Origin of the sequence: Acinetobacter sp. AS167 (genome assembly GCF_037152175.1) — a bacterium.
Lineage (GTDB): Bacteria > Pseudomonadota > Gammaproteobacteria > Pseudomonadales > Moraxellaceae > Acinetobacter.
The window spans coordinates 300339-313646 of the sequence record NZ_JBBCMP010000002.1; the positions used below are offsets into that span (position 1 = coordinate 300339).

Annotated in this window: 13 protein-coding genes; 5 read left to right on the plus strand and 8 right to left on the minus strand. The window is 36.9% G+C overall.

The window, feature by feature from the left end:
• Window positions 1-436 precede the first annotated feature (436 nt).
• On the plus strand, window positions 437-1216 hold the full coding sequence (locus WFN33_RS04720) for an IclR family transcriptional regulator (RefSeq protein ID WP_336951820.1): 780 nt from the start codon (window positions 437-439) through the stop codon (window positions 1214-1216).
• 68 nt (window positions 1217-1284) lie between these two features.
• Here the strand turns inward: WFN33_RS04720 and hppD are convergent, their stop codons facing one another.
• Both hppD and WFN33_RS04730 read right to left on the minus strand, forming a co-directional pair.
• On the minus strand, window positions 1285-2340 hold the full coding sequence (hppD, locus tag WFN33_RS04725) for a 4-hydroxyphenylpyruvate dioxygenase (protein WP_336951821.1): 1056 nt from the start codon (window positions 2338-2340) through the stop codon (window positions 1285-1287).
• A gap of 493 nt (window positions 2341-2833) precedes the next feature.
• The gene (locus WFN33_RS04730) at window positions 2834-2962 is read right to left on the minus strand and encodes a hypothetical protein (RefSeq protein ID WP_336951822.1); all 129 of its coding nucleotides are present in this window, start codon (window positions 2960-2962) and stop codon (window positions 2834-2836) included.
• A 548-nt stretch (window positions 2963-3510) separates the two neighbouring features.
• On the opposite strand from WFN33_RS04730, the gene WFN33_RS04735 reads away from it, so the two are divergent.
• On the plus strand, window positions 3511-3948 hold the full coding sequence (locus WFN33_RS04735; RefSeq protein ID WP_336951823.1) for a universal stress protein: 438 nt from the start codon (window positions 3511-3513) through the stop codon (window positions 3946-3948).
• Window positions 3949-3996: 48 nt separating this feature from the next.
• Here the strand turns inward: WFN33_RS04735 and WFN33_RS04740 are convergent, their stop codons facing one another.
• Window positions 3997-4311, minus strand: coding sequence for an MGMT family protein (locus WFN33_RS04740; RefSeq protein ID WP_336951825.1), 315 nt, complete (start codon window positions 4309-4311; stop codon window positions 3997-3999).
• Between the two features lie 166 nt (window positions 4312-4477).
• Between WFN33_RS04740 and WFN33_RS04745 the strand changes: the two genes are divergently transcribed.
• Window positions 4478-5452 carry an alpha/beta fold hydrolase gene (locus tag WFN33_RS04745; protein ID WP_336951826.1) on the plus strand — a complete coding sequence of 325 codons (975 nt, stop codon included), beginning with the start codon at window positions 4478-4480 and terminating at the stop codon, window positions 5450-5452.
• A 123-nt stretch (window positions 5453-5575) separates the two neighbouring features.
• Here WFN33_RS04745 and WFN33_RS04750 read toward each other — a convergent pair whose 3' ends face one another.
• The 3 genes from WFN33_RS04750 to WFN33_RS04760 form a co-directional block, all read right to left on the minus strand.
• Complete coding sequence (locus tag WFN33_RS04750) at window positions 5576-7075, minus strand: cation:proton antiporter (RefSeq protein ID WP_336951827.1); 1500 nt, start codon at window positions 7073-7075, stop codon at window positions 5576-5578.
• Window positions 7076-7301: 226 nt separating this feature from the next.
• On the minus strand, window positions 7302-8192 hold the full coding sequence (ypfJ, locus tag WFN33_RS04755; RefSeq protein WP_336951828.1) for a KPN_02809 family neutral zinc metallopeptidase: 891 nt from the start codon (window positions 8190-8192) through the stop codon (window positions 7302-7304).
• Between the two features lie 51 nt (window positions 8193-8243).
• Window positions 8244-9170: a DUF808 domain-containing protein gene (locus WFN33_RS04760; RefSeq protein ID WP_336951829.1), complete on the minus strand. Its 927-nt coding sequence runs from the start codon at window positions 9168-9170 to the stop codon at window positions 8244-8246.
• 196 nt (window positions 9171-9366) lie between these two features.
• Here WFN33_RS04760 and trpS point away from each other — a divergent pair, with 196 nt between their 5' ends.
• Window positions 9367-10380, plus strand: coding sequence for a tryptophan--tRNA ligase (gene trpS / locus WFN33_RS04765; protein ID WP_336951830.1), 1014 nt, complete (start codon window positions 9367-9369; stop codon window positions 10378-10380).
• A gap of 78 nt (window positions 10381-10458) precedes the next feature.
• Here the strand turns inward: trpS and lysS are convergent, their stop codons facing one another.
• Window positions 10459-11985 (minus strand): lysine--tRNA ligase, encoded by a 1527-nt coding sequence (gene lysS / locus WFN33_RS04770; protein WP_336951831.1) that lies wholly within the window; start codon window positions 11983-11985, stop codon window positions 10459-10461.
• A gap of 103 nt (window positions 11986-12088) precedes the next feature.
• Between lysS and WFN33_RS04775 the strand changes: the two genes are divergently transcribed.
• Window positions 12089-12805: a hypothetical protein gene (locus tag WFN33_RS04775; protein WP_336951833.1), complete on the plus strand. Its 717-nt coding sequence runs from the start codon at window positions 12089-12091 to the stop codon at window positions 12803-12805.
• A gap of 50 nt (window positions 12806-12855) precedes the next feature.
• Here WFN33_RS04775 and WFN33_RS04780 read toward each other — a convergent pair whose 3' ends face one another.
• A complete protein-coding gene (locus tag WFN33_RS04780) occupies window positions 12856-13299 on the minus strand; it encodes an SRPBCC family protein (protein ID WP_336951834.1) in 444 nt (147 codons plus the stop codon).
• Window positions 13300-13308 lie beyond the last annotated feature (9 nt).

Here is a 13308-nt window from a genome sequence, read left to right on the forward strand (position 1 = left end):
CTAAGTTTATTAATCGAATAATTCATGATTTGGTATCCTATATCTAGTTGAACATCATAATAAGCAGCTTTAATGGTACACAATGCTCGTTTTGCTGAAGCTTATATAAGCTTCAGCTAACAACAGCAATCAGTATTTAAAATATTGCTGTTGGACAATGCTAGAACTCATCGGTATTGAAGCGTTGTAACTCCAATACCGATTTTTATCGGCTGAACTTTAATGGTCTAGATCTTTTGATGATGTACTGTTGTTTAACAAATAATATGTAACACCTCGAAAAACAATTGTATGCTTATAGCATTCGCCTATTTAAATCATTTAAAAAGATGATTTCTATTTTGTACAATGCTCAGGCACTATGTGTTAAATATGTAAATCAAATATCGACAGCAAATGAACACTGCTAAATCGTATGCAGATTAAGGGTTATTCAATGATTGAAGAAAAGTTGTCTGGTGGGGTTCAATCACTTGAGGTGGGCTTAGCCGTTCTCAATGCCCTTTTGGAGCATAACAAGCCGATTATTTTAAAAGAGCTGTCCAGTAAACTTGATATGCATCCAGCTAAGGTACATCGTTACCTTGTTAGTCTGATTCGCATGAATTATGCAAAACAACTTGAAGATGGTCAGTATGCGCTAGGGGATCAAGCTTGGCGATTGGGCTTAAACTGTATACAGCACACAGATGTTTTACAACTTGTTCAGCATCTTATTTATGAACTACAAAGTAAAATTGGTTGTGGTATTCAAATCAGCAAATGGTCACCTAAAGGCCCTTTAGTTGTACAGTCGATTGAATCAAATCATCCAATTTCCATTGTGACCAAAGTAGGTTCGATCATGCCCTTAGTCAATTCGGCTGCTGGGCGGGTTTTTGCCTCATATTTGCCTGAAGCAGTAATTAAACCATTAATGCACTCAGAATGGGAAAAAGTAGCACTCAATCATATTCAAATTAAACCAAACAATTGGGATGAATTTCTTGTTTTAAAAGAAAATACTTTACAACAAGGTATGGCGATTGCTCAAGGAGACTTACTTGTTGGCATCAATGCTGTGGGTTTACCTATTTTCAATGCGCATCTTGCAATGGAGTTTTGCATTGTTGCATTAGACAGTGAAATGTTTTTACCAGTCAACGCGGGCAGTGAAAAACTTGAACTATTTAAACGTGAAGTTGCTACGATAAATCAATACATACAAACACGTTAAGTTTTTAGCGAAAGATCGTGAAAAGCCAAGAATTTAATTCTTGGCTTTTCACTTTCAATACGATTTTGTTATTTGGCTTCTAACACACCACGGCGGATTTGGTCACGTTCGATTGATTCAAACAATGCCTTGAAGTTGCCTTCACCGAAACCATCGTCATCTTTACGCTGGATAAACTCAAAGAACACAGGACCAAGCATATTTTCAGAAAAAATTTGTAATAATAGTTTCTTCTGACCTTCTTTGGTATTGCCATCTAACAGAATACCACGCTTTTGCAGTTCTTCTGTCGGTTCACCATGATCAGGTAAACGATCTTTTAACATTTCATAATAAGTTTCAGGAGGCGCCGTCATAAATTTCAGCCCTAAACCTTTTAACTTATCCCATGTGGAAATTAAGTCATCGGTAATAAAAGCAATATGTTGAATTCCTTCACCATTAAAGTCAGCCAAAAACTCGGCGATTTGCCCATTGCCTTTGTCTGAGTCTTCATTCAAAGGAATACGAATCATCCCATCAGGTGCAGTCAGCGCCTTAGAGGTTAAACCCGTGTATTCACCTTTAATATCAAAGTAACGAATTTCTTGGAAGTTAAAGATTTTTTCATAGAAATTTGCCCAATAATCCATACGCCCTTTATAGACATTATGGGTTAAATGATCAATTTCATTTAAACCAGCACCACGTGGGTTGCGATTTTCGTCATCAAAGAATACAAAATCATTTTCATAAATATCACGATCGACCAAGAAAATTGGCATACCGCCTATGCCTTTAATCGCGGGGATATTTAATTCCATTGGTCCTGCTTGCGAATACATTGGCTCTGCGCCAAGTTCAATTGCATTTTTAAAAGCTTTGGCTGCATCACGTGTTCTAAATCCCATTGCACATGCTGATGGGCCATGTTCTTTAAAAAAGAATGATGCATAAGATTCAGGTTGATAATTCAAAATAATATTGATATTACCCTGACGCCATAAATAAACTTTTTTTGATTTATGTTTTGCGACTTTAGCAAAACCAATTGCTTCAAAGATTTGATCTAATCCATTTTCCGTCGAAACAAACTCAATAAAAGCAAAGCCACATAGTTCTAATGGGTTATCTAAAATATCCATCTAGTTTCCCTTATTTGAATAAATTCATCCGTTTTTTAATGCCGAGAAAAGCTCACAGGTATTTAGGTCAATCGACAAAATATTCTGATTTGAACTCTTCCTTTCCATAATTTAGTCCACGTAAAGCTCTAAGTTTAAGCTGCATTTACAGTGACGTTTAACACTAAATTTATCCTACAAGAAAGCTTTTATTTATGCAATACATAATCAAATTATGTTATGTGTAATTTTATTTCTTATTTTAATAAAGTCGAGCATACTATTTTTGTGCAAAATGTGCTTGAACTGACCTGTTTAAGTATCCATTTTAATCTGTGGAATTGCTTTGATTTGATCCGCAATTGCCTGTTTTTTGGAAAAAGAATAATCCAGAGCACATCATTCATTTTAATGTCTTGATCGTTTGAATCTTAAGGATAAACATCATTTATCGTACTTTAAATTTAGCTTATCTTTCATTAAAAACGTGAACACCTTTAAAAAAATCTGCTGACTACCCCGCCTTTCTTTGCAAATCCTGCTCAACTTTAACTGGGCTGGTAAAATCATTTTGCATACAGACTCGCAAAGCTATTCCAATCGCAGCAATCACAATAATGCGGCTTCCAGTATCATCTTTCAATTATTTTAAAGCCTATACAATTTCAAGGCAGATTTGCGCTGTAAAACTATTAAAGCGTTCAGGCTGATTTAAGCTCAAATATCTAGCTTCGTTTTTTCTTCGACGATAATTGTTTGATATTCCATTGTCTTTTCCTTTTAATCCATGGTTTAAATTGTAATGTCCTATTCTGTTCAGTATTTATATTTAAAATATTTTAAAGGAAGAAATGGATTTACAATTTGCCAATTGTTTCATTCAGTCTCTATATTTTCTCAATTGTGTATGTCTTTTATTTAAACCATTTAAAGCTTTACTTTGATCGTGCTAGATTGCATCTCGATCTTTATTTTATTGATTGATTTATCTTTTATTTAGTTGCATTTAAAAGCAACAAAACGATGTAACTTGATGCCAATGCTTTTAATTAAATTTATGATATTTATATGAATTATCCATACACATTTACTCGGTTTTATTCATCTCATATTCACGTTATGATGGTTCTATAAACTTAGAATTGTAATAAATAATCATCTCAGCTTTTCGGTAAAATAAGGAAAATAGACATGGCTTATCAAAATATCCTCGTTCCAGTTGATGGTTCAGAAACTTCATTATCTGTTGTGAAACATGCAGTTGAGTTTGCAAAAGCATTTAACAGTAAAATCACGGTTGTGCAAGTGATGACTTTAGACCCTTATATTGCATCAGAATATTTGGCAAATGGTCAAAGCAATATGCTGATTGAACGGGCTCGTGAATTTATTCAAGCAAATATTAATGTAGCTAAAGATCAATTTGCTGCAGAAGGCGTTCAAGTTGAAACACGGTTACTCGAAGGCGAAAACATTGCGCATACTTTAAATCAAGCTGTACATGATTTAAAAGTTGATTTGGTCATTCTCAGCTCACATGGTCGTACGGGGCTAAAAAAAATTATTATGGGCAGTGTGGCACAAAGTTTATTAACTGAATTGCAAATCCCAGTCTTAGTGATTAAATAATTTTTGTCATTCCTTTTATGATTCCTCACTACATCTGAAAGTGAGGAATTATGGTATCCATTGATATTTTTTTAAATTTATTTTGCCATCAATAACAACCACATCTTCTGCCAACAGCTTTATCGTCTGAATACACATACCTTTTTCGTCCAGTTTTTTTAAGCTGATTCGACCTTGTGAATTGACCACTCGATACCAAGGGATATTATGATCTTCAGGTAATTGTCCTAAGACACGCCCAACCAATCGTGCATGTTTAGGTAAGCCTGCAAATTTAGCCACTTGACCATAACTGGCTACTTTGCCTTTGGGGATTTGAATGATGACACTTAAGATCATCTGAGCGAGCTCATGATTTGACATTTTTCAGATCAATCAAGTAATAAAAAATAATATTCATAATCGTCTTGGCAAATAACGTTAAATTGACTTTGAAAATAAGCTTTAAACATTTTAGGCAAATGTAATTTGACTGTACATAAACTAATCTTAAATCGTACATCAAATACAACAACAAGAGTATTCAAAGATGAAAGGAATCTTCAACAAACTGATTTTATCAACGGCATTGGCAATGGGTTCTGTGGTAACAGTTGGTATATCAACTACAAGCTATGCTGCTCCAGCAATTGACATCCAAAGTGTGCTGCAACAAGAACGAGCGTGGGCTGGCATGGAAACCAAACGTGTAAAAGTAGGTGATATTGACTGGGCATATAGTGAAGGTGGGCCAGCAGGTAAACCGACGATCATGTTAGTTCATGGACTTGCAGGAAGTCGTGACAACTGGAATCGTGTTGCACGCTATTTAACCCCTTATTACCATGTAATAATTCCTGATCTTCCAGGTCAAGGTGACAGTAAGGTACCAAATGATTTTGATTATTCATTGCCTAATCTAACTGAAAAATTACGTCGTTTTGCCGAAGCGATTAAAGTAGACAATGGCTTAAACGTCGCAGGTCACTCTATGGGGGGATCTATTTCATTACTTTACGCAGCACAATACCCTGTCGATACTAAATCATTATTTCTGATTGATAGTGCGGGTGTGTTTAAATCAGCCAATACGCCTTATTTAAAAGATCCAACAACTTTACGCAACATGATTGTCAGTAAACCAGGCGATTTTGATCGTTTAATGAAAATCGCAACCAGCATGCCTCCTTTTATTCCTAAAGAATTAAAAGATGCCCAAGAAAAATTGATGATCAGCCAATCTGCAAACACAACCAAATTGGTTGAACAACTGATTGTCATGTCTAAATTATTTACCCCAGATTCATTTGCAATTGCAGCACGCTCTATTGACCAACCCGTATTGATTGCATGGGGAGACAAAGACCAAATTATCAATGTTGAAGCTGCGGCTGAACTCAAAGGCTTATTGAAAAATGCACAAGAGCCGATAATTCTCAAAGGAGTCGGGCATTTACCGATTTTAGAACAAGAGCAACTTTTGGTGAAACCTTACCTCGATTTCTTAGCCAAAAACGCAAAGTAACAGCTCTAATAAAAAAGCCAGTATTGTTACTGGCTTTTTTATGGCGCTAAACCTTTAAAAATATTTAATTTTTAGTCGCTCAGTTTTATACCTTAACTATTCATTTAGCTTAATGCGCTATGTTTAAAAGTTACCAGGATGTTCCAATCGCTTCATTTCCTGGGCTTTTTCAGGATGATGTACCGATGCCACACCATCTGCAGCTTTCTTGTCAACAAGCGCTTCAGGATTATAAATGGTAATGGTTTCATGTCCTTCGTTATCTTCCCCCACAATATATTTGATACCTTTACGATTCATTTTATTGCACATGCGCTGATACCAACCTTTAAAACCTTGTGTTTCTTCATTTGGGTTGTAATAAAATGCATTCATGACTGCTGGTAAACCCAGCCCACAGACCACACCTGAAAGTAATACACTAATGAAGGTATAACCAATTAAAATACTACTGTAATCACGTAGCTCAGGGGCGTTTGCCACAGCAAGGATCAATGCAAGGGAAATTCCTCCACGAACCCCTCCCCACGAAAGAATAGCTAGACTACCGTTATAACTCTTTTTGCGAAATGATGGGAAAAATGCAAAAGCTAAGAAATTTGCAGCAAAACGAGAAAGATGCAATGCAAAGAATGCAAAAATACCGCCAAGAATCAGACTTGTGCTTAAGTCTAAAATAAAGATTTCTAGACCAATCAGTGTGAAGAGAAAAGAATTAATAATCCCTTCTACTGTATGCCAAAAATGATTAACCTCTCGAATCTCACGATCCTGTAAAATTTCTTTCCACTTATTACCTACGATTAAGCCCCCAATTACACAAGCAATTGGTGCCGATGCATGAGCAAATAATGCAACAAGATAAGAGCCACATGCCAATAACGCAGTTGTGAGAATCAATGATTCCATCTCATGCTTGCCACGTAATAAACGCAAGATTCCTAAACCAAAAGCCCAACCAATGATGACCGCAACCACAATTTCATATAAGAATGTTTGTAATGTTGCAACTAAACTAAAATGCTCACCTTCAAGGACATTTAATAAAGTCATGAAGACCGCGATACACATCGCATCATTAAATAAGGATTCACCTTCCAATTTAACAATGAGATGATGTGGCGCTCGTACTGAACTGAGAACACCTTTGATCCCAATCGGATCTGTTGCACCTAATGCTGAACCCAGTAATAATAAAACTAAAATTGGGACTGGATTACCAATCAAAAACTGAAAGCCAAAGACCAATCCTGCAAAAAATACAGCACAGAGCAGTAAGGCAATCGTTGCCAATATACTAATCGGCTTCCAATAAACTTTTAAATCTGAAACTTTAAATTTAAGCGCTGAAGATGTCAGAATGAAACAAATAACGCCATTGACTAAAAAATCATAAAAATCGACATGCCTTACAGCTTCTTCGATATTATGGATATTAATAGAGATAAATTGATTGCCATTAAGTAAACTGGCGCCCCATTGCAAAATAAAGACAAAAATTGCAGAGACAATGGGAACACCGATGGCTTGAGGGAAACCTAATATTCGCTTATTAAAAATTGTAGTCGCGATAGAAAGCGCAAAAATGACTGTAAAGACCTGAAGAAAGAAATAGTTACCCATCAGAAACCTGTTTAGATTTTTAATTTAAATGCACATCAAACACTCAATCATTTTTTTATAAAATATAAAATAAGAGACCATTTAACAATCTGGATAATTGTACAAAAAAAACTGAAATATGATGATTACTGGTTATATTTTTTAACATAAAAAATGCTTGAAAAAATTGATTCAGAAAAAAAGAGAACATGATGTTCCCTTTTTTAACGCAATACTGAGTAGCTATCTATTTAAAGGTATCACATGCATTGATATCACCAGAATTCATACCAATATTAAACCATTGCATACGTTGCTGGCTGGTACCATGGGTAAAGCTGTCTGGAACAACATAACCCCGTGCTTTTTTCTGCAAGTAATCATCGCCAATTTTTTCAGCTGCATCCATCGCTTCTTCAATATCACCCTGTTCTAAGAACTGAGTCCGTTGTTGAGTACGATTGGCCCAGACCCCAGCTAAACAGTCTGCTTGTAATTCTAGACGAACTGATAGTTGATTGCCCTGAGTTTCACTGGCACGCTGGCGTGCTTGCTGAACCTGAGATGATATTCCCAATAAATTCTGTACATGGTGCCCCACTTCATGCGCGATCACATAGGCTTGAGCAAAATCACCTGCTTCATCTTTAGCTGAAAGCTCAGATTGATTTTTTTCACCAGAAATACCCATCTGCTGGCGCATATCTTTAAAGAACTGGGTATCGATATACACCTTTTGGTCTGCTGGGCAATAAAATGGCCCCATCGCAGATTCAGCCGTACCACAACCCGATTGTATCGCACCACTAAACATCACCAGCTTAGGTGAAACATACTGTACACCTTGTTGTTGGAAAATTGGCTTCCAGGTATCTTCGGTATCTGCCAAAACCGTTTTAACAAAAGATGAGGTTTCCTGCTGTTCAGGGGTTAAATTCGTCGGTGCAGAATTTTGACTTACACCAGCCGAAGTCACCTGTTTAGTCGCCTGATAGGCTTGCTGTGGGTCAACACCAAAGAATTTCCATGCAACAAAAGCGACAATTAAGCCTAGTATACTAATCCCACCCGCTTTTACGCCACCACCACCACGGCGATCTTCGACATTATCACTTTCTCTACGTCCTTTCCAACGCATAGATCGGTCCTTTTATTTTATATTGGCTATCATTTAGAATGTGCTTTGCATTTATGCAGTAGTTGATTTACCACGAACTTTTTGAATAAGTCCAACAACCAATACCACAGCTAAGCCGGCTACGATACCAATCAGTAAATTGATTAACGTTGGTGTTAATGCACCAATAACACTACCAACGGTTGGAATATGTTGAATATGATCAACGGCTTCTTCTGACCAATGATGCAAAGTTGAAACAGCATGGGTGATGATCCCCCCACCGACAAGGAACATTGCAATGGTTCCAACAATTGTTAAAGTCTTCATTAACTTTGGTGCAAATACCAGTAAACCACGGCCAATGCTTTGTTTAACATTTGATGTTTGTTGGGTTAAATACAAACCTAAATCATCAATCTTTACAATCATGGCGACAAAGCCATAGACACCGACGGTCATTAAAATTGCGATGACAGATAGCACCATCACTTTGGTACCAAATGTTGCAGCCGCAACAGTGCCTAAAGAAATCACCACAATTTCAGCAGAGAGAATAAAGTCTGTACGTATTGCGCCTTTAATTTTATCTTTTTCAAATGTGGCTAAATCAGTTTCAATTTGTTCAAATTCCTCTTGCGCAGCTTCACCTGTTTTGGCTTTTTTATGCTGCAAACTATGTAGAACTTTTTCAACACCTTCATAGCAAAGAAACAGACCACCAATCATCAACAATGGGTTAATCAACCATGGTGCAACTACACTGATCAACAAAGCCAAAGGTACTAAAATTAATTTATTGATAAATGAGCCTTTCGCGACACCCCAAACCACAGGAAGTTCACGCTCTGCTCTTACACCACTCACTTGTTGTGCGTTCAGTGCTAAATCATCACCTAAAACACCCGCAGTTTTTTTAGCCGCCATTTTACTCATGACTGCAACATCATCGAGTACCGCTGCGATATCATCTAATAATATTAATAGACTACTTGCCATTTTTTATCCAAAATTTTAGTTATCCTGTCATTTTAAAGTGAAAATTCATTTTTCTATATAAAATTTTGTAGATTTTCACATTTATTGATAAAAATTGGTTCTACACCATTTTTCGCTGACATTAAAATAAATTATCTCGTACAATAGTGCCCATTCATAAAACACGACTGTCTATATAAAGACTTTGGAAGCGATAATGACGAATCAAGATAATCGTCCTGTGATTTTGACAGGCGACCGTCCTACTGGACAACTACATTTGGGACATTTTGTAGGTTCTTTGCGCTCACGAGTAGGCTTACAAGATTCTCATCATCAACACCTCCTTCTCGCAGATGCTCAAGCTTTAACAGATAATGCGGATAACTTTGAAAAAGTTCGTCGTAATATTCTTGAAGTAGCAACAGACTATTTAGCAGTCGGCATTGACCCAACAAAAACTACAATCTGTGTTCAATCTTGTTTACCCGCGTTGAATGAACTCACCATGTTGTATTTAAACTTTGTGACGGTTTCACGTTTAGAACGTAACCCAACCATCAAAGCTGAAATTCAATTACGTGGTTTTGAGCGTGACATTCCAGCTGGTTTTCTTTGCTACCCTGTTGCACAAGCTGCCGATATTACTGCATTTAAAGCCACTGTCGTGCCAGTTGGCGAAGACCAAATTCCAATGATCGAACAGACCAATGAAATTGTTCGGCGTTTAAACCGTCAAATTGGACAAGAGGTTTTACCAGAGTGTAAAGCGCTTTTATCTAACATGAGCCGTTTACCTGGCTTCGATGGTAAAGCAAAAATGTCGAAATCATTGGGCAATACCATTGTATTAGATGCAACCGATAAAGACATCAAAAAAGCAGTCAATGCAATGTATACCGACCCAAACCATCTGCGTATTGAAGATCCTGGTCAGGTTGAAGGAAATATTGTATTTACCTATTTAGATGCTTTTGATCCAAATAAAGAAGAAGTTGAAGAACTTAAAGCACATTATCGTCGTGGTGGTTTAGGTGACGGTACTGTGAAAAAACGTCTTGAAGGTGTGTTAAAAGAGTTGATTACACCAATTCGTGAACGTCGTATGGAACTTGCCAAAGATCCAGCTTACATCATGGATATCTTAAAAACTGGTACGGAAAAATGCCGTATCATCACTCAAGATACTTTAGATGAAATTAAAAATGGTTTAGGCGTATTTCATTTCTAAAATGCCCTGATTGTCTAAGCAAAAAAAAGCCACTGAATTCAGTGGCTTTTTTTACAACATCTTTTATAACATCATAAATTAATTTTTATGACGCATATGTGGGAATAAGATCACATCACGGATACTTGCTGCATTGGCAAATAACATCACCAAACGATCGATACCAATACCTTCACCTGCTGTAGGAGGTAAACCGTATTCTAATGCTTCAATAAAGTCAGCATCGAAATGCATTGCTTCATCATCGCCCGCATCTTTTTCAGCAACTTGCGCTTGGAAGCGTTCAGCTTGGTCAATTGGATCATTTAATTCCGAGAAACCATTTGCCAACTCACGACCACCGATAAAGAATTCGAAACGGTCAGTGATATGCGGATTATCATCATTTCGGCGCGCTAACGGGGAAGTTTCCGCAGGATATTCTGTGATAAATGTCGGCTGACGTAATTGAGTTTCAACAGTTTCTTCAAATACGATCGTTTGTAATCGACCTAAACCAAAACCTGGTTTAACTTGCTCTTTTAACTCTTCACGAATAAATGTTGCCAAGAATTCACGATCCGAAACATTTTCAGCAGTGAAATTTGGGTTATGCTCAAGAATCGCATCAAACATCGAGATTTTCTTAAATGGGCCTTTGAAGCTATACACTTCTTCACCATAAGGAACATCCGTTGAGCCCAAGATGTCGATTGCTAATTTTTCTAGCATACCTTCAGTCAAAGCCATAAGATCTTTGTAATCAGCATAAGCTTGATAGAATTCAATCATCGTAAATTCAGGGTTATGACGCGTTGAAACACCTTCGTTACGGAAGTTACGGTTAATTTCAAATACACGCTCAAATCCACCAACAACCAAACGTTTTAAGTAAAGCTCAGGTGCAATACGCAAGAATAATGGCATATCTAATGCATTATGATGTGTTTCAAATGGACGCGCTGACGCACCACCTGGAATCACATGCATCATCGGAGTTTCAACTTCCATAAAACGTTCATTAATGAGATAGTTGCGAATACCAGACACAACTTTTGCACGAATTTCAAAAGTTTTACGTGTTTCTTCATTCACAATTAAGTCTAAATAACGTTTACGGTATTTTACTTCTGTGTCATTCAAACCATGAAACTTGTCTGGAAGTGGACGAAGAGATTTCGTCAATAATTCAAAATGTTCAATATGAACATATAAATCACCTTTGCCAGAACGACCGATATAACCTTGTACAGCAATAATATCACCAAGATCTAGACTTTTTACAGTTTCTAAAACTTCTGGTGCAAGCTCTTTGCGTGGCACATATAATTGAATACGGCCCGTCATGTCTTGAATCACGATAAATGAACCACGATTCAACATCACACGACCCGCTACAGATACGTGAACTTGCTCGCCTGCTTCGATTTGTTCTTTAGATTGATCTGCAAATTGTTCTTGTAGATCTTGCGCATAATGCTCACGTTTAAATGTGTTTGGCCATGCGCTAACACCTGTTTCCTTGGCGTGATCTTGAATTTGCTTTAACTTGGCATGACGCTGTGCAATTAAATCGTTTTCGGAAATGTGTTGTTCAGAAGTCGATTGAGCGTTATGTTGCGTCATCTCTGCCTCGATTATATTAAAAAACGGAAGTTGCATAGCATAGCAGATTTACAACATAATGCGTATGAATATAACTCTACGAACCATTTAAAAATTAAAAATCATGAGTAAATACTGGCAAAGATTCGCCCAAAGTATCATTCTTTTCAACGTTTTGTCATTTTCAACTGTAGTTGGAGCCGAGCAAATCATTGTTATGAGCAATACTCAAAAAGATCTTCCCATAAAAATTGAAAGTACCAATCTCAATAATCAAGATTATATTTGGCAATTAGAAATCACTCCAAATCGAACTAGTCTGCAAAGCCAAGTCAAATTAATGAATCCACACCTCACTCAAAAAGCACTCAATTTAAGGGCTTTAGAACTGGCAAAAAAACTCACTCTAGATCAATTACCACAGGTCACTAATGATTTTAAAAATAAAGCGCTTAATTTTGATGAGCAAAACATCGCAAAAACAAAATACTATTATGGAAAATACATTCTGTTTATTAAATTTCCCACCACCGTCCAATACGCCATAAAACCTAACTTCTCACAACTACAAAGCGCTTTAGAACCTTTTTGTACTCAAAGTAAGACGCCATCTCAGAATAAAATTAAATTTGATCAACAAGGTAATATCTTGCTCTCAGCAAAATTTTTAGTAGAGGCACAAGGGCAAATCCTTAATATCCGCTACCCCCCTTTAATTCACGAACATATGAAATCAATACTCCAACCATTACTAGAAAAAATTCGCTTCCAACCACGTAATGAAAATGGTGTGGCAAAATCATTTTCTATTGAACAACCACTGATCATTCAATGCCATTAAATAATGAGAAAAAACATCAGGGCTAAGCTACGCAGTAAGCGCAAAGTTTCTCAATGGTTTTGTTCAGCCAATGATTTGACTATGGCAAACCCTTGCTGGAAAGCACGATCCATCATGTCCTTATATTCCTCAGAGGTTTCTATTTCAGCAGATAATGTGGTTGTTGCATCCTGATCATTTAAGAAATATTTTTCTAAAGAGCCACTCCAACTTTCAACATCTTCACTTGTTGAATCTAAAACACCATTTTTCAAAACACCCAAATGTTTAAATACCACTTTTTTAAACTGCTCCAACTCTACAATGGTGGCGACCATGCCATTGCCACTGGCATCTTGAAATAAGGTTTCCCCGCCAACTTTCCAGTCAGACTGCATCTGCGAAGTTTCAGAAAATGGTTGGGTCCATTTTGAATAAGTATGCGTATCCCAAAGGATATTCCATACTGTTTGTGCATTCGCTTGAATGACAATGTCGTAGCTTAAAGTAATCATTTGTTTCTC